Here is a 15,604-nt window from a genome sequence, read left to right as displayed (position 1 = left end):
AAAAATATTACAAAGTCAAGTTAAATAAAGCCTTGCTATAAGTTTTAGCATATAATTTTTACATTTTTTTTAATTTCTAATGCGTAAAAAAACGGGAAAACGAGGCAGGTTATTTTTAGTTAAACCATTAAATTTATAAGTGATAATTGAGCCGATTGGTGGAGGGTTGATTCTGTCTTTATCTTTAAGGCCTGAGCCTATTTTAATCACCCTTTCATCTTGCATTTTACAAAGTAAGGACCCGACCTTATCTATATTTTTGCCCTTGCCCTTTGTATAGCCTACAACTTCACATTCTGCATCAAAAAAAGGCTTAAATTTAAAAGCTAAATTTGAACGTTTTTTCTCATAATCAAGCTCATTTTTACGGATAATTAAGCCTTCGCCACCCTTTTTTAAAATTTCTTCATAATATGTTTTTAAATGTGCTAAATTTTGAATTTTAATTTGTGGTATGATTTTAAGCCTTGAGTTTGGGTACTTTTCTAAATACTCTTTTAAAATATTTAAGCGATTTTCTAGTGTGCAAGGATTTAGATTAAATTCTTTACAAGCATTAGGTACGTCAAAGACATTAAAACTAGCCCTTTCCCAAAGCTTATTTGTAATATCATCACTTCTAATAAGGCTTGAAATTTCATCAAAACTAGCCCTTTGTATGAAAAATTCTCCATCTAACTCAAAGGGTGGATAATTATTGATAAAATCGCTAGGTACCTTAATAATATAATTTTTTCTACTTTTAAAGCTTTTTGTGTCCCAAATTCCACGCACTCCATCAAGCTTTTCACTCATCATAAAGACTTTTATGTTTTCATCATTGAAATTTTTTTCGTTAAAATTACTAAACAATAAAAGCTCATTGGCCACTGCTAAATCTACAAATATTAAATTAAAAAAACAAAATTTAAAAAAGTTTGATAGTATAGCCATTTGCATCTTTATCTATATGATAGCTATATTTTCCATCCAAATAAATTACTAAACGATAATAGCCCTTATGTGAGCCAAAATCAATCCTTTTAAACAAAGAATTATTAAGTCTTATGTTCTTAGTTGGACTTATCTTATCTGATTTAAAATCCACTACTATCTTGCTTGGATTGCCTATTGCAAAATCAGAAATTATCTCATCTTGAGTATTAAATTTAATCTTATTTTTATAGGTTGTATAAGCTATGTATTCATAAATTTGTTCGGTTTGTAAAGGCATTTCTATATTTATTGAACTATTTGCCTCCATGTTTTGATCTATTTTTTCAGGAATGGTTACTGATACATCTAAAATTTGACTAGCATCAGGGGTTTTAGAACGAGAAAAAGCATAGGTTTCATGCCAATCAATACTTTTATTAATATCCACGCTCACGCTTTCTTCAGTGCCATCAAGCTTTATATAATTAAAAGTTATACTTTTTAAAATTCTTGCATCAGAATTAAATTTCATCTCTTCTCTTTGAAAGGCTTGAGGCAATACAATACTTGCATTTTGTTCTACAGCAAATGGGTTGTCATCTGCCTTTAAACAAGCTAAACATATAAGTAATAATAAAATTTTATTTTTCATTTGGGTATAATCCTTGTAATTCAAAATAATCCTTTTGTGCCTTGGAATTTTGTTCTTTTAAAAACAAAATTTTTCTGTTTAAATCCTTTTTTGTCGCTTCTAATGATAACATAGTATCAAGGGAATATTGCCCAAAAAGCATATTTCCAAAATAAATAGCACCTATGCTAACTAAAAGTGCCCAAAAAAACATTTTTAAAATCGAAGCATAAAGACCTCGTTTTTTCGTGCTTTCATCATATTCTTTAAGTAAATCGCTCAGAGTTTTTCTCCTAAATACTCATTATTTACTAGTTCTATTTCTAATAAACGATTATATTTTGCTGTTCTTTCACCTCTTGCTAGTGCACCTGTTTTAATTTGACCTGTATTTAATGCTACAGCAAAATCGGCTATAAAGGCATCTTCGCTTTCACCTGAACGATGACTCATAATACATTTATAATTATGCCTTTGTGCTAAACGCACTGTTTTCATGGTTTGAGATATAGTGCCTATTTGATTAGGCTTAATTAAAATAGCATTTGCCATTTTTTGAATAATGCCCTCTCTTAAAATATCTTCATTTGTAACAAATAAATCGTCCCCCACAAGTTGAATTTTTTTGCCTAGTTTTTCAGTTAATTTTATCCAGCCATCAAAGTCATTTTCTGCTAGGCCATCTTCAATACTATAAATTGGATACTTGTCACAAAGGTCAACATAAAGCTTAATAAGCTCATCGCTACTCAAACTCGTACTTTCTAAATGATACTTTCCATCCTTGTAAAATTCACTAGATGCTATATCAAGAGCTATTTTTATATTTTTTTCATAACCTGCCTTTTTAATGCAAGTCATTAAAAGCTCTATTGGTTCAGTATTATTTGCTAAATTTGGAGCAAAACCACCTTCATCACCTAAGGCAGTTGAGTGCCCAAGATTAGCTAATTCTTTTTTTAAGATAGCATAAATTTCACAAACTGCCCTTAATGCCTCTTTGAAGGTTAAAAAACCAAAAGGCATAATCATAAATTCTTGAAAATCTACATTATTGTTTGCATGAGCCCCACCATTTATGATATTACACATAGGCACGGGCAAAACACTAGCATTTGCACCACCTAAATACCTATACAAAGGTATATTTAAAGAATTTGCAACTGCCCTAGCTGTAGCCATTGAAACGCCAAGGGTAGCATTTGCTCCTAAATTTGAGTAATTATGCGTACCATCAAGTTCTTTTAAGGTTTCATCAATAATGCCTTGCTCAAAGGCATTAAGACCGATAAGCTCATCGGCTATTTTTTCATTTACATTTGCAACAGCCTTTAAAACGCCTTTTCCATTAAATCTTTCATCATTATCTCTAAGTTCTAAGGCCTCTTTTGAACCAGTACTTGCCCCACTTGGTACTATAGCACTACCACTTGTACCATCATTTAAAATAACTTCTGCTTTGATAGTTGGATTACCCCTACTATCAAGCACCTCATAAGCCATAATATCTTCAATAACTAGCATTTTTTACTCCTCTTCATCTTCTTCATTTGAAGTTAAAGCATTATCTAAGCCCATAGAATTGCTTATCGCTACGACAATTTCATCTGCTATTTTTGGATTTTCTTTTAAAAAGATTTTAGCATTTTCTCTACCCTGTGCTAGTTTTTTATCCTTATAAGAAAGCCAAGCACCGCTTTTATCGATAATATCAAGCTTTACACCATAATCAATAATCTCACCTTCCCTACTCAAACCCTCGCCAAACATTACATCAAATTCAGCTTGTTTAAATGGAGGTGCTACCTTATTCTTAGCTACCTTTACCTTAACGCGATTGCCTATAGGTTCTTCATTTTGCTTTAATGTAGCAACCCTTCGAACATCAAGTCTAACCGAAGAGTAAAATTTCAAGGCATTTCCACCTGTTGTAGTTTCAGGGGTACCATAACCTATCATACCGATTTTCATACGAATTTGATTGATAAAAATAACAGTTGTATTCATTTTATGAACTATGCCCGTAAGCTTTCTTAATGCCTGGCTCATTAATCTTGCTTGAAGTCCTACATGTTGGTCTCCCATATCGCCTTCTATTTCTGCTTTTGGGGTAAGGGCTGCAACGCTATCAATTACTATTAAATCCATAGCCCCACTTCTTGCTATAGTTTCTACAATCTCTAAAGCTTGTTCGCCAAAATCAGGTTGAGAAATGTAAAGATTATCTGTATCTACGCCCAAATTTTTAGCGTATTTTACATCCAAGGCATGTTCGGCATCTATAAAGGCACAAACTCCACCTGCTTTTTGACATTCTGCTATGATATGCAAAGTTAAAGTTGTTTTACCAGAGGCCTCTGGTCCATAAATTTCTATAATTCTTCCCTTTGGCACTCCACCTATGCCTAAGGCTAAATCAAGTCCAACAGAACCTGTAGAAATTGCATCAATTTTTTCAACTTTTTTATCTCCAAGCCTTAAAATAGTACCCTTTCCAAAGGCTTTATCAAGGCTTTTTAAAGCAGCGTCTAAGGATTTTTTCTTATTATCATCCATTTGCAGTCCTTTTACTTAATTAAATTATAATTTTACAAAGATATCTTTAACATAAGTTTTTTTTGTTAAAATTTCAAGGCTAAATTTTTTTATAATGTTAAGGGTGTAAAATGAATTTTAAGATTAATAAAAATAAGGTTTAATCAATGAAAACTATAAATTTAGCACATTCTCCTGATGCAGATGATATTTTTATGTATATGGCTATAAAATTTGGCTGGGTTAGGAATTTTAATTATCAAAATAAGGCCCTTGATATACAAAGCTTAAATGATTTTGCCCTGCAAAATGAATTTGATGTGAGTGCTATATCTTTTGGAGTTTATCCTTTAATAGCAAAAGAATACGCACTTTTAAGAACGGCTGTAAGTTTTGGGCAAGGTTATGGACCAAAGCTTATCAAAAAAAAGAATACCACTTTAAAAAAAAATTTCAAAGTAGCACTAAGTGGGGCAAATACCACAAACGCCTTACTTTTTCGTATGAAGTATAAGGATGCTAGGATAGTTTATAAGAATTTCTTAGACATTGAAAAAGCTGTTTTAAGTGGCGAGGTGGATGCTGGTGTGTTAATACATGAAAGCATTTTAGATTTTGATGAAAATTTATGCGTTGAGACTGAAATTTGGGATTTGTGGCTAGAATTTGCAAAAGAACAAATTCCATTACCACTTGGTGGAATGGCACTTAGAAGATCCTTGCCTATAAGTGATGCAATTTTAATAGAAAAGGATTTAACAAAAGCTGTTGATTTAGCACATAATAATAAAAAAATAATGTCAAAAATGTTATTTGAACGAAATTTAATAAGGGTCAATGCTACAAATTTAGATACCTATCTTAATCTATACGCAAATAAAAATTCAATATCCATGAATGAAGAACAATTGCTTGCCTTAAATATTTTGTTTAAATTAGGCTATGAGTATAAATTTTATGATAAAATAATTAATGTAGAAAATTATTTAATCCCTTGCGAGTATGAAAACGCAAGATATTCTTAAAGGAAAAATATGGATGAAAGTACCCTTGTCGCCCTTGGCGTTCAAACCTTTAAAGTAACACTTACTATAGCCTTGCCTATGCTTTTAGCTGGTCTTGGTGCTGGACTTTTAATAAGTATTTTTCAAGCTACTACGCAAATTAACGAAATGACTTTAGCCTTTGTACCAAAAATCATACTAGTAGTTGTTGTGCTTATCTTTTTAATGCCTTGGATGATTTCTACAATGACTGATTTTACCACGGGTGTGTTTGATCAAATTCCACTTTTTATCAAGTATCAATGATAATTGATTTTAAAAAATATAGCTCTGTTCGAATAGGTAGTCCTTTTGAAGTACAAATTTTAGATGAAATTTGTAACTTTAATGGATTTATAATCGGTGGGGCTAATAATCTTTTGGTAAGTGATAAGAAAAAAACACTAGGAATTTTAAGTAAAAATTTTAATTTTATTAATATCTTAGAACAAAATAATAATTTTGTAATCCTTGAAATAGGCTGTGCCACCCCTTCTTCTTTAATGTATAATTTTGCTAAAAAACACAATATTAAAGGCTTTGAATTTTTACAAAAAATTCCAGGTCTACTTGGTGGGCTTTTAAAAATGAATGCAGGTTTAAAGGATGAAAATATTAGCTTAAATTTAATAAGTATCACTACTAGCAATAAAGAAATTTTAAAAGAAAATATAAATTTTAGCTATCGCTTTTGTGATTTAAAAGACATTTTTTTCAAGGCTAAATTTAAGCTTTTTTTTGGTTTTGATAATGAAAAAGACGCACTTTTAAAAAATCTTAGAAATAATCAACCAAGCGGGGCTTCTTTTGGTAGTATTTTTAAAAATCCAAGTGGTGATTTTGCGGGTCGTTTGATTGAAAGCGTTGGGCTTAAAGGCTTTTGTAAAAATGATGCTATGATTAGTGATAAGCACGCAAATTTTTTAATAAATAAAAAAAATGCTAGTTTTGATGATGCCTTTTTTCTTATAGAACTTGCTAAAAAAAGGGTTTATGAAACTCACGGCATAAAGCTTGTTGAAGAAGTAATTATAATTTAAAATCCTTTTTATACCTTAAAAATCCAAGCAAAGAACAAAACAATAAAGACGCAGTTAACGTGCAAAGAAAATCCCAGCCTACAATTTGATAATAAATTCCTGGCAAAACCGAACCAAGTGCTCCTCCACTATAATAAATAGTAAGATAAAGTCCATTTGCTAAGCCTTTTTTTGTAGTACTTAAATTTATCATTGCTGAAAAAATCGCATGACAAATAAACATTCCACTACACACTACAAACATTGCAAAAAAGCTGAAATAATAATCCTTAACCATTACAAAAAAACAACCCATTATAAAACTTATAAGCCCAAAAACTGCCGTATTTGAGCGAGATTTTAAAATTTGAATTGTTTTATTTATAAGCAAAGAACTTAAAACCCCTGTTAGATAGCTAACATAAACAAGTCCTATTTGAGTTTGAGTTATATCTTTAAACACTTCTTTTAAGTGAAAGGGCAAAAAAGAAGTTATGCTTTGAAAGGCAAAAAACATTGTAAAAATACAGATAAAAAGGGCTATAAATTTTGCTTGTTTGAAAAAGGGTATATAATCTTTAAGGCTTGTTTTTTGCGTTAAATTTGAGTATTTTTGTTTAAAAAGCATTAAAGAAAAGGCACATATTAGCATTAAAAAGGCAAAGAAATTTAAGGCAATTCCCCAAGAGAATATATCACTTAAATAACTTCCAAAAATTCTACCTACAAAGCCTCCAAAGGTGGTAGCCCCTATATAAAATGCTATGTTTTTTTGAATATTATTTGTATCAATCCTTGTTAAAAGCGTAAGAAGAGAGGTTAAAATCGCTGGAATAAATAAAGCTTGAATAAAACGAAGGCTTAAAAATATATAAAAATTTAAGACTAAGCTACCTAAAATTTGCAAAATCGCACAAGCAAACAAAGAAACAATAAGAATTTTTTTTAAGGAAAAATTTTCAAGCAAGTAACCATAGATTAAAGGACTAATGGCTAAGGGAATTAAAGCTATACTCATAATCCAAGAAATTTGATTTAAATTTACATTAAAATAACTTGCTAGCAAAGGCATTAAAGGCTGAGGTGCATAAAGGAGTGCAAGGGTTAGCATTGCTGTAAAAATTATAAGAAGTTGTAGGGCTTTCATAGTTTTTAATTTAAACACAATCAAAATTAAGTTTAGCTTATATAAAAAATACTTAAGCTAAAATATCCTTTTCATTGTGTATAATTGTATATTTTATTTTTAAGGAGTTTAATTGGACCCCAGTCAATTCATAGATACTGCACAAACTGCTACTACTTACACCTTTAATGTAGGTTATTCTAGTTTGATGATTTTCATCGCCTTTGTTTTAGTTTTTTTAAATGGTTTTTTCGTATTGTCTGAATTTAGCATAGTAAAGGTACGTCGTTCTAAATTAGAAGAATTTTTAAAAGAAAAAAGACCTAATGCAAAAATGGCTTTAAAAGTAACCTCTAAGCTTGATACCTATCTTAGTGCTTGTCAATTAGGTATTACCTTAAGTTCTCTAGCCCTTGGATGGATAGGAGAACCAGCCCTTGCAAGTATGCTTGAAACTTTATTAAGTAAATTTCATACAAGCCCTGTAATTATTCATAGTTTAGCCTTTATAATTGCTTTTAGTGCTATAACGCTTTTACATGTGGTTTTAGGAGAACTTGTCCCAAAAAGTATAGCAATCGCCATTGCAGATAGGACTGTGCTTTGGGTGGCAAGACCATTGCATTGGTTTTGGTTAATTTCTTTTCCTTGTATTAAAATCTTTGATATATTAGCAGCCCTTGCCTTAAAGGTTTTTGGGATAAAACCAGCAAAAGAATATGAATTAACGCATTCAGAAGAAGAGATTAAATTTATAGCAAGTGAAAGTCAAAAAGGTGGAGTTTTAGATGAATTTGAAACTGAGATTATAAGAAATGCTGTTGATTTTAGCGATACAATGGCTAAGGAGGTTATGACCCCACGTCGCGATATGATTTGCCTTGATAAACAAAACTCGTACGAAGAAAATTTAAAAATTCTTTACACTCACCAACATACACGTTTTCCTTGTATAGATGGTTCAAAGGATTGCGTTGTAGGCATGATACACATTAGAGATATAGTTAAAAATGAACTTTCTGAAAATAAGGCTAAGATAGATGATTTTATAAAGCCTTTGATTATAGTACCAGAAAATATTAGCATTTCAAAGGTACTTGTAATGATGAATAAAGAACGTTCTCACGTAGCCTTAGTTATTGATGAGTATGGGGGTACTGCTGGAATTTTAACTATGGAAGATATTTTAGAAGAAATTATTGGAGAAATTAAAAATGAAAATGAAGAAGATAGTTATAAAAAAATATCCGATGATGTGTATGAATTTCAAGGACGTTGCGATATAGAACAGGTTGAAGAGCTTTTATTGATTAGTTATGATAAAAATTTAGAACAAGTTACAATTGGTGGATATGTGTTTAATCTTTTAGGACGTTTGCCAGTAGTTGGTGACATTATAGATGATGAGCTTTGCACCTATGAAGTTTGTAAAATGGATGCAAATTCAATTGAGCTTGTAAAAGTAACTAAAAAACCTACCATTGAATAATTTAGCCCTTTGGGGCTGAATTTATGTACAATTAAATCAATTTACCAACAATAAAAAAATTTAAATAAGAAAAAATATTTTTTTAAAATAACTATTTGCACTATTTTAAAACAAAAATTAGAAAGTAAAAGCTTAAATAGTACTAAGCTTGTGTTAGGATATAAGCTTTATGCATAACTAGTTTTTTAAAAACAAAAATTTATTCCTTCGTTTGAAAAAATAATTCCTTAAAACGTTTATTTGCGTATTCTTCTATATCTTTTTGTAAGATTGAGTAATTTTTCATAAGTTCTAGTGCCCTATCAGTAAGCTTAGTACCCGATTCTTGAGAGCGACCCTGCCTAGTGATTACAAGCTGTTCTTGGCTATTTTGTTGCAAGTTATGCAAATGTGTCCAAGCCTTTTTATAGTTAAGATTCATCATTTTTGCAGCATGAAGTAAGCTTCCAGTTTGTGCAATTAATTCTAAAAGTTCAGTTTTTCCTTTGCCAAAAAGTACGTCCCCGTTACCATTTTCTATCCAAGTCTTAGTTTTTACTATCAATTCTTTATTCCTTTTTTCCTTAAAACAACCAAGCTCACAATAAGTAACCCCTATATCATAAGTCTTTAAAAGTGAACGCACGGCCTTTAAATTCACATTCATTTTTACAAACTCTCTAGCCTTAGCACAGCTTATTTTACCATTTTCATCCAAATAAGGTTCAATAATTTTTAAAAGCTCATGCCTACCCTTATCAAAATCTAAATGCCCAAATTGCCCAAGTTCGCAATTATCAATACGAATACCATTTTTTTGAGCCACTTCCCCTATAAATTTAGCATCCTTGTTAAATTTCTTAGCTAGCTTAAAAGCAGTGTTACAATCAAGCTTTTCATCGCCATTTAGCATTTCTTTAATACAGGCTAGAATTTCATTTTCCATAATAAACCCCTTATTCTAGGGTATTAACTTGCTTTTTGATTTTGCAAGTTAAACATTCTAAGAAAGTTCCTTTTTTAAGCTCTTTAATTATCATATTTTTACCACATTCTTCGCATTTTTCATCACTTGGCTTATAATTGCTTACAAAATTGCATTTTGGATACCTTGAACACCCATAAAATTTCCCACGTTTTGAACTTCTTTCTACTATGTCGCCTTCCTTACATAAAGGACAAGCTACGCCTATTTTTTTAGCCTCTTTTTTGCTAAAATTTGTTTCATTGCTATTATCTAATTTCCTAGAATAACGACATTTTGGAAAGGACAAACAAGCTATAAATTCGCCAAATCTACCCTTTCTAATGGCAAGTTCGCCCCCGCATTCAGGGCACCTTTCATCAATCTTTACAAAGGTCTTTTGACTTGCAATCTTAGTTTTACCTTCTTCAATCTTTCTCATAAAAGGATAATAAAAATCTTTCAATGTTTCTTGCCAATCAGCCTTATTTTCTGCTATATCATCAAGCGTATTTTCAAGCTTTGCTGTAAATTCACTACCCACAATATCGCTAAAATTTTTTTCTAAAAGTTCAATCACATTAAAGGCTATTTCACTTGGGATAAGTTGCTTTTTATCTATTGTTACATATTCTCTATTTGTTAAAATGCTAATTGTAGGGGCGTACGTACTTGGTCTTCCTATACCTAGGCTTTCAAGTTTTTTAACAAGACCTGCCTCGCTATATCTTGGTGGGGCTTCTGTATAGTGTGTGCTAAGCTTCAAATCTTGTATGTTTAATTCATCATTTATATTTAAGATTGGTAAAATTTTATCCTTATCCATATCCCCATAAACCCTATAATAGCCATCAAATAAAATTTTACGACCACTTATTTTAAAAACTGCCTTATCACTTTTAACAAAAACATTTTGAGTTTGAGACAGGGCAGGTGCCATTTGACAAGCTAAAAAGCGATTATAAATCAAAGAATAAAGTTTTAACTCATCCTTGTCTAAAAATTGTTCTGCGATTTTCGGGGTAAAAGAAAGATTTGTAACCCTTATAGCCTCGTGTGCTTCTTGGGCGGAATTTGATTTTGTGGTATAAATATTAGCCTTGCTTGGTAAGTATTTGTCTCCAAAAGTTTCCTTAATAAAATTTCTAGCCCCTTGCACGGCTTCCTTAGCTAAATTTAAGCTATCCGTTCTCATATAGGTTATTACCCCCATAACGCCTTGATGAGTTTTAACGCCTTCATAAAGTTTTTGAGCTATAACCATTGTTTTTTTAGGGGCAAAACCAAGCCTATTACTTGCACTTTGTTGCAAGGTAGAGGTCATAAAAGGAGGTGGGGCTTGAATTTTTCTTTCCTTGCTTTCTATGTTAAAGATATGAAATTTTGAATTTTTACAATGTTCTAAAATAAGCTTAGCCCTATCTTTATTGGTTAAACTAAGCTTTTCTATTTTTTGCTTATCAAATTCTACTAATTCAGCGTCTAAATCTTTATTAAAAATCATATCAATACTAAAATATTCAAGTGGTACAAAGGCTTTAATCTCTTTTTCTCTATCTACAATTATCTTTAAGGCTGCACTTTGAACACGCCCGGCACTTAATCCTCTTTGAATTTTTTGACCAAGCAAGGGACTTAATTTATATCCCACAATTCTATCAAGCAAACGTCTAGTTTGTTGAGCGTTAACTGAGTTTATATTTAACTTTCTAGGATTTTTTAAGGCATTATCAATTGCAGTTTTTGTAATTTCGTGAAAAACGATTCTAGGTAAGGAATTTTCATCCTTTCCTATAGCCTTTGCTATATGATAAGCAATGGCCTCTCCTTCTCTATCTTCATCAGTTGCCAAATAAATTTCCTTAGCATTTAATGCCCTTTTCTTTAAATCTTTTACAATATCACTATGATCACTTACAATCTTATATTCAGGGACAAAGGCATCATCAGTTATTTTAATACCAAAGCTTGTTTTTGGCAAATCCCTAATATGACCCTTTGAAGCTACAACATCATAATCTTTTCCTAAAAAATTGGCTATTGTCTTAGCCTTAGCAGGTGATTCTACGATAATTAAGCCTTTTTTCATCAAGTCCCCTTGTAAAAAATAATTTTGAAACTTTACCATATATAGCCAAAAATTCTAACTAAAAAATTTAAAATTTGCATAATTTAGTATAAATTTTTTGCTAAAATTACGCACTTAAATCACAAAGGAAAGAAATGTTAGAATGGATTACTAGCCCTGATGCTTGGCTAGTTTTAATAACCTTAAGTGCCCTAGAAATAATTTTAGGCATAGACAATATCATTTTTTTAGCCATTCTTGTTAGTAAATTGCCAGTTCATTTAAGGGATAAGGGGCGAATTCTTGGGCTTTTATTTGCAATGCTTACAAGAATTTTACTGCTTTTTTCACTATTTTGGGTAATGAAACTAACTAAACCCTTATTTAGCATTTATTTTGGCGATTTAACAAATTTAAACGGGGCATTATTTAGCTTTTTTTATTTTGCCTTTTTTATAGGTCCTATTAGTGAAAGTACTCATTTTTGGGGTGAAATTTCGGGCAGAGATTTAGTTTTATTTTTTGGTGGACTTTTTTTAATAATAAAATCCATAAAAGAATTAAAAGAAAGCATACTTCATAAAGAAGAAGAAAATTTAAACATTAAAATAAGTTCAAAACTTTGGGTAGTAGTAGCTGAAATAGCCATTATAGACATAGTTTTTTCCCTTGATAGTGTTATTACTGCAGTTGGCATAGCCCAAAATATAGAAATCATGGTACTAGCTGTAATCTTAGCCGTACTTGTAATGTTATTTGCCTCAAAGCCTATTGCTATTTTTGTTGATAGGTATCCAAGTATTAAAATTTTAGCCCTTGCCTTTTTGGTGCTAATAGGCGTAGTTTTAGTATGTGAAAGCATAGATTTACACATTGACAAGGCTTATATTTATGTTGCAATGTTTTTTGCCCTAAGCGTTCAAATTTTAAATATAATGGCACAAAAAAATGCAAAATAAATTTTATGCTACAATAATAAAAAAAATAGGATGAGAAGTTGAGGATATTGTTAGTTTTAAGAGGTAATTACCACGCCGGACAAAATGAATTCATACAAAAAAATGGATTAAAAGAATTTACCCTAGATTTTAATGATTTGCGTTTTTTATGCAATAGGACAAAACAGCTTGACAATGCCTATAAAAGCTTAGATTATAAAAACGATAATGAATTATATAAATTCTTACTTTTTTGCCTTCAAAAACGTATGGAAAAAGGCGATTTTTGCGTGATAAATGCGTATTCTCAAACGCTTAAAACCTATAAGGATTTAGCTATTTATTATCGCTATAAAATGTTTATTATTGATTTTAGCGATATTTCTTTGCAAGAATGTAGAGAAAATAACCTTATATACGCAGAAAGACAAGGACTACTTACCCCTGATTCAATCTTACAAAATATGGATAAAATGCTTAAAAAACCACCTAAAAAATACGCAGTTTTAAAGCCAAGTGAGTGGAGTAAATGCTTATATGAAATGCCAAATTTAAGCCATTATAAAAAAATTCACCATATAGGCGACATTCAAGGTTGTTATAGCGTACTTAGAACATACTTAAAAAATATAAAGGATGATGAGTATTATATATTTTTAGGCGACTACATAGACAGAGGCATAGAAAATGGCAAGGTAATGAAGTATTTATTAAAACTTTGCAAGAAAAAAAATGTATGCTTACTTGAAGGAAATCACGAAAGACACCTTATAAAATGGGCAAATGGAGAATTAGTAAGTTCAAGCGAATTTAATGTAAACACCTTAAAAGATTTTCGCAAAGAAAAATTAACCCCAAGAGATGCTAGGGAATTTTACCCTTATCTTAAAGAATGCCTTTTATATGAGTATGATAAAAAAAAGATTTTTTGTTCTCATGGAGGAGTAAATACATTGCCTAAAAAGCCTCAAATGCTTTCTTTTGTACCGAGTGCTGATTTTATATATGGGGTTGGAAACTACGAACAAAGCGAAGAAATAGCCATGCAATTTTGCGAAAATACCTCTAAAAATGTTTATGAAATTTTTGGACATAGAAATCGTTCAAAATTACCTATGCAAATAGCATCAAGGGCATATTTATGCGAGGGCAAGGTTGATGATGGAGGACATTTAAGAGTGGTTGTTTTAAGCAAAAAAGGCTTTGAGTGCATAGAAATTAAAAACGAAGTTTATCGCAAGAAATAGCTAGTTTAAGTTTTAAATTTTATTCATTTTTTTTTTTTTTTTTTTTGATAAAATAAAAACCTATTAAAATTTAAAGGAAAAACAATGTTTAAAATACTTAAAAAGAAAATGCGTTCTTTTGTGCAAAAGGCAGTTGAACCCATTATTCAAAACAAGTTTAAAGCTCTTAATTTAAAATTAAACGAGATAAATAACGAAGTAAATTCTAAATTAAGCTTAGTTCAAACACAAAATGCTAACAATCTAAAAAGCATAACTTCAAATTTAAATGCAAACGCTGAAAAAATCATGAGAGATTTAGCACTTACTCGCTATAAACAAAGTTTTAACAATACTAATCAATCAAATATTAATAAAAATCACTTTGTTATTTTTAATTATACTTATCATAGTGCAAATGTTAATTTTTATAATCTAGGTGATTTTGTCCAAAGTATAGCTGTTTTAAATGCCCTTTCAAAGCTTTTTGCGAATTTTAGCTATGAATTTTTTGATAGAGATAAAATAGCATTTTTTAAAGATACTAATGGGGGGGGGGTTATAGTACTTGCATAATGCAAGGCTGGTTTGCGTATAATTTTGATTTTTTGCCTACTAATGATTTAAGACCTGTTTTTGTCGGTACTCATTTTAGAGAAGAAGCCCAAAAATTTCTAAAACACTTTTTCTATCACTTTCCACATTATTTTAAAGATAAAAGCATAGGTTGTAGAGACCTTTATACTTTGAAATTTTTACAAAGATATAAATTAGATGCGTATTTTTCTCGCTGTCTTACCCTAACCCTTGATAAAAGAGAAAAAGGCGAGTATAAAAAGGTATTTTTTGTTGGCATTAATGAAAATTTAAAAGAATATTTTCCTCCTTACTTGCTTGAAAATAGCGAATTTATCAATCAAACAATAGTAAATCATAACGATAGTAGCTGGGAATACATGTATGAAAATACTAAAAATTTGCTTGATAGATATAAAAACGAAGCTAGACTTGTGATTTGTTCTGCCCTACATTGTGCTGCACCTTGCGTGGCTATGGGTATAAATGTGATATTAATCCAAATTACTAACGAACAAGGTTTAAGATTTAGTGCATTGAATGGAATTTTACCAATTTATAGCGTAGATGATTTAAAGCAAGGCAATATTAATTTTGAATGCAATACCCCTGATATAGAAAATTTAAAGGTCTTAATGTTAGAAAATTTAAAATTAAGCATTTTACAAACTTGGGGCGAGAAAGTTGATGAAGAAAAATTAAAAAACACAAGAAAAGAAATTTCAAATTTTAAGCTTTAGTAAAAACTAAAGCTTATTTTTTTCATACTGCTGAGAAATTTAACAACTTCGAGGTCTTGGTGATTCATAAAAAGGTTTTTTTAGTATCTAACAAAGCAATCTGAGCCATATCATCATTACTTAAAGAAAGTCAAAGACACTGAAATTTTCTACCATTCTTTCTTTTCTAATTGTCTTTGGGATAACTACAATATTCCTTTGTATAAAAAATCACTTGTGCTACTGATTTATTATATTTTTGCCCTATGCCTTTTAAAAGTGCATTGTTAAACATATCGTTTCTGTCCTCACCAAATGAGACCCAAGATTGCGTAGAAATGGCATACTCACTAAGGGTTTTTTGAGCCTTTTGTTG

At 30.6% G+C, this 15,604-nt stretch carries 16 protein-coding genes; 8 read left to right on the top strand and 8 right to left on the bottom strand.

The genetic code is table 11. The annotated features are described in order from the left end of the window. Positions 1–69 precede the first annotated feature (69 nt). The 5 genes from FMM58_RS02805 to recA form a co-directional block, all read right to left on the bottom strand. Positions 70–933, bottom strand: coding sequence for a DNA ligase (locus tag FMM58_RS02805; RefSeq protein WP_223810191.1), 864 nt, complete (start codon positions 931–933; stop codon positions 70–72). Next, complete coding sequence (locus tag FMM58_RS02800; RefSeq protein WP_150140190.1) at positions 908–1,567, bottom strand: AMIN domain-containing protein; 660 nt, start codon at positions 1,565–1,567, stop codon at positions 908–910. The genes FMM58_RS02805 and FMM58_RS02800 overlap by 26 nt, the downstream gene beginning before the upstream one ends. After that, positions 1,557–1,760, bottom strand: a complete 204-nt coding sequence (locus tag FMM58_RS02795; protein WP_150140188.1) for a hypothetical protein — start codon at positions 1,758–1,760, stop codon at positions 1,557–1,559. The genes FMM58_RS02800 and FMM58_RS02795 overlap by 11 nt, the downstream gene beginning before the upstream one ends. A 65-nt stretch (positions 1,761–1,825) precedes the next feature. Continuing rightward, positions 1,826–3,070 carry a phosphopyruvate hydratase gene (eno, locus tag FMM58_RS02790; RefSeq protein ID WP_150140186.1) on the bottom strand — a complete coding sequence of 415 codons (1,245 nt, stop codon included), beginning with the start codon at positions 3,068–3,070 and terminating at the stop codon, positions 1,826–1,828. A 3-nt stretch (positions 3,071–3,073) separates the two neighbouring features. After that, a complete protein-coding gene (gene recA / locus FMM58_RS02785; protein ID WP_150140184.1) occupies positions 3,074–4,102 on the bottom strand; it encodes a recombinase RecA in 1,029 nt (342 codons plus the stop codon). Positions 4,103–4,248: 146 nt separating this feature from the next. Between recA and FMM58_RS02780 the strand changes: the two genes are divergently transcribed. From FMM58_RS02780 to FMM58_RS02770, 3 genes are read left to right on the top strand one after another with little or no spacing between them, the layout of a single operon-like run. Further along, the gene (locus FMM58_RS02780; protein ID WP_150140182.1) at positions 4,249–5,106 is read left to right on the top strand and encodes a menaquinone biosynthesis family protein; all 858 of its coding nucleotides are present in this window, start codon (positions 4,249–4,251) and stop codon (positions 5,104–5,106) included. A 9-nt stretch (positions 5,107–5,115) separates the two neighbouring features. Continuing rightward, complete coding sequence (gene fliQ, locus FMM58_RS02775; protein ID WP_150140181.1) at positions 5,116–5,391, top strand: flagellar biosynthesis protein FliQ; 276 nt, start codon at positions 5,116–5,118, stop codon at positions 5,389–5,391. Then, positions 5,388–6,164 carry a UDP-N-acetylmuramate dehydrogenase gene (locus FMM58_RS02770; protein WP_150140179.1) on the top strand — a complete coding sequence of 259 codons (777 nt, stop codon included), beginning with the start codon at positions 5,388–5,390 and terminating at the stop codon, positions 6,162–6,164. Before fliQ ends, FMM58_RS02770 begins: the two co-directional genes overlap by 4 nt. Here FMM58_RS02770 and FMM58_RS02765 read toward each other — a convergent pair. Continuing rightward, positions 6,154–7,290: an MFS transporter gene (locus FMM58_RS02765; protein WP_150140292.1), complete on the bottom strand. Its 1,137-nt coding sequence runs from the start codon at positions 7,288–7,290 to the stop codon at positions 6,154–6,156. The two genes, FMM58_RS02770 and FMM58_RS02765, sit on opposite strands and share 11 nt — an antisense overlap. A gap of 112 nt (positions 7,291–7,402) precedes the next feature. Here FMM58_RS02765 and FMM58_RS02760 point away from each other — a divergent pair, with 112 nt between their 5' ends. Further along, complete coding sequence (locus FMM58_RS02760) at positions 7,403–8,758, top strand: hemolysin family protein (protein WP_150140177.1); 1,356 nt, start codon at positions 7,403–7,405, stop codon at positions 8,756–8,758. 199 nt (positions 8,759–8,957) lie between these two features. On the opposite strand, the gene FMM58_RS02755 is transcribed toward FMM58_RS02760, so the two are convergent. Together FMM58_RS02755 and topA are read right to left on the bottom strand one after the other, a co-directional pair. Beyond that, positions 8,958–9,683, bottom strand: a complete 726-nt coding sequence (locus FMM58_RS02755; RefSeq protein ID WP_150140175.1) for a winged helix-turn-helix domain-containing protein — start codon at positions 9,681–9,683, stop codon at positions 8,958–8,960. Positions 9,684–9,693: 10 nt separating this feature from the next. Next, positions 9,694–11,790, bottom strand: coding sequence for a type I DNA topoisomerase (topA, locus tag FMM58_RS02750; RefSeq protein WP_150140173.1), 2,097 nt, complete (start codon positions 11,788–11,790; stop codon positions 9,694–9,696). A 134-nt stretch (positions 11,791–11,924) separates the two neighbouring features. Here topA and FMM58_RS02745 point away from each other — a divergent pair, with 134 nt between their 5' ends. The 4 genes from FMM58_RS02745 to FMM58_RS02730 all read left to right on the top strand — a co-directional run bounded on the left by FMM58_RS02745 (position 11,925) and on the right by FMM58_RS02730 (position 15,249). Beyond that, positions 11,925–12,728 carry a TerC family protein gene (locus tag FMM58_RS02745; protein ID WP_150140171.1) on the top strand — a complete coding sequence of 268 codons (804 nt, stop codon included), beginning with the start codon at positions 11,925–11,927 and terminating at the stop codon, positions 12,726–12,728. 38 nt (positions 12,729–12,766) lie between these two features. Next, positions 12,767–13,954: a metallophosphoesterase gene (locus FMM58_RS02740; protein ID WP_150151560.1), complete on the top strand. Its 1,188-nt coding sequence runs from the start codon at positions 12,767–12,769 to the stop codon at positions 13,952–13,954. Between the two features lie 84 nt (positions 13,955–14,038). Beyond that, a complete protein-coding gene (locus FMM58_RS02735; protein ID WP_150180370.1) occupies positions 14,039–14,509 on the top strand; it encodes a hypothetical protein in 471 nt (156 codons plus the stop codon). Further along, positions 14,509–15,249 (top strand): polysaccharide pyruvyl transferase family protein, encoded by a 741-nt coding sequence (locus FMM58_RS02730; RefSeq protein WP_150180369.1) that lies wholly within the window; start codon positions 14,509–14,511, stop codon positions 15,247–15,249. The genes FMM58_RS02735 and FMM58_RS02730 overlap by 1 nt, the downstream gene beginning before the upstream one ends. The last annotated feature ends 355 nt before the right edge of the window (positions 15,250–15,604 follow it).

This window comes from Campylobacter sp. LR291e (genome assembly GCF_008633915.1).
Taxonomy (GTDB): domain Bacteria; phylum Campylobacterota; class Campylobacteria; order Campylobacterales; family Campylobacteraceae; genus Campylobacter_D.
The sequence above is the reverse complement of the archived record's forward strand: the minus strand, read 5'-3'. Positions and strand labels throughout refer to the sequence as shown.

Excerpts from the sequence above, each read along its gene's own strand:
- FMM58_RS02805 (WP_223810191.1), bottom strand. The coding sequence starts at position 933 with ATGGCTATACTATCAAACTTTTTTAAATTTTGTTTTTTTAATTTAATA.
- FMM58_RS02800 (WP_150140190.1), bottom strand. The coding sequence starts at position 1,567 with ATGAAAAATAAAATTTTATTATTACTTATATGTTTAGCTTGTTTAAAG.
- FMM58_RS02795 (WP_150140188.1), bottom strand. The coding sequence starts at position 1,760 with ATGTTTTTTTGGGCACTTTTAGTTAGCATAGGTGCTATTTATTTTGGA.
- eno (WP_150140186.1), bottom strand. The coding sequence starts at position 3,070 with ATGCTAGTTATTGAAGATATTATGGCTTATGAGGTGCTTGATAGTAGG.
- recA (WP_150140184.1), bottom strand. The coding sequence starts at position 4,102 with ATGGATGATAATAAGAAAAAATCCTTAGACGCTGCTTTAAAAAGCCTT.
- FMM58_RS02780 (WP_150140182.1), top strand. The coding sequence starts at position 4,249 with ATGAAAACTATAAATTTAGCACATTCTCCTGATGCAGATGATATTTTT.
- fliQ (WP_150140181.1), top strand. The coding sequence starts at position 5,116 with ATGGATGAAAGTACCCTTGTCGCCCTTGGCGTTCAAACCTTTAAAGTA.
- FMM58_RS02770 (WP_150140179.1), top strand. The coding sequence starts at position 5,388 with ATGATAATTGATTTTAAAAAATATAGCTCTGTTCGAATAGGTAGTCCT.
- FMM58_RS02765 (WP_150140292.1), bottom strand. The coding sequence starts at position 7,290 with ATGAAAGCCCTACAACTTCTTATAATTTTTACAGCAATGCTAACCCTT.
- FMM58_RS02755 (WP_150140175.1), bottom strand. The coding sequence starts at position 9,683 with ATGGAAAATGAAATTCTAGCCTGTATTAAAGAAATGCTAAATGGCGAT.
- topA (WP_150140173.1), bottom strand. The coding sequence starts at position 11,790 with ATGAAAAAAGGCTTAATTATCGTAGAATCACCTGCTAAGGCTAAGACA.
- FMM58_RS02745 (WP_150140171.1), top strand. The coding sequence starts at position 11,925 with ATGTTAGAATGGATTACTAGCCCTGATGCTTGGCTAGTTTTAATAACC.
- FMM58_RS02735 (WP_150180370.1), top strand. The coding sequence starts at position 14,039 with ATGTTTAAAATACTTAAAAAGAAAATGCGTTCTTTTGTGCAAAAGGCA.
- FMM58_RS02730 (WP_150180369.1), top strand. The coding sequence starts at position 14,509 with ATGCAAGGCTGGTTTGCGTATAATTTTGATTTTTTGCCTACTAATGAT.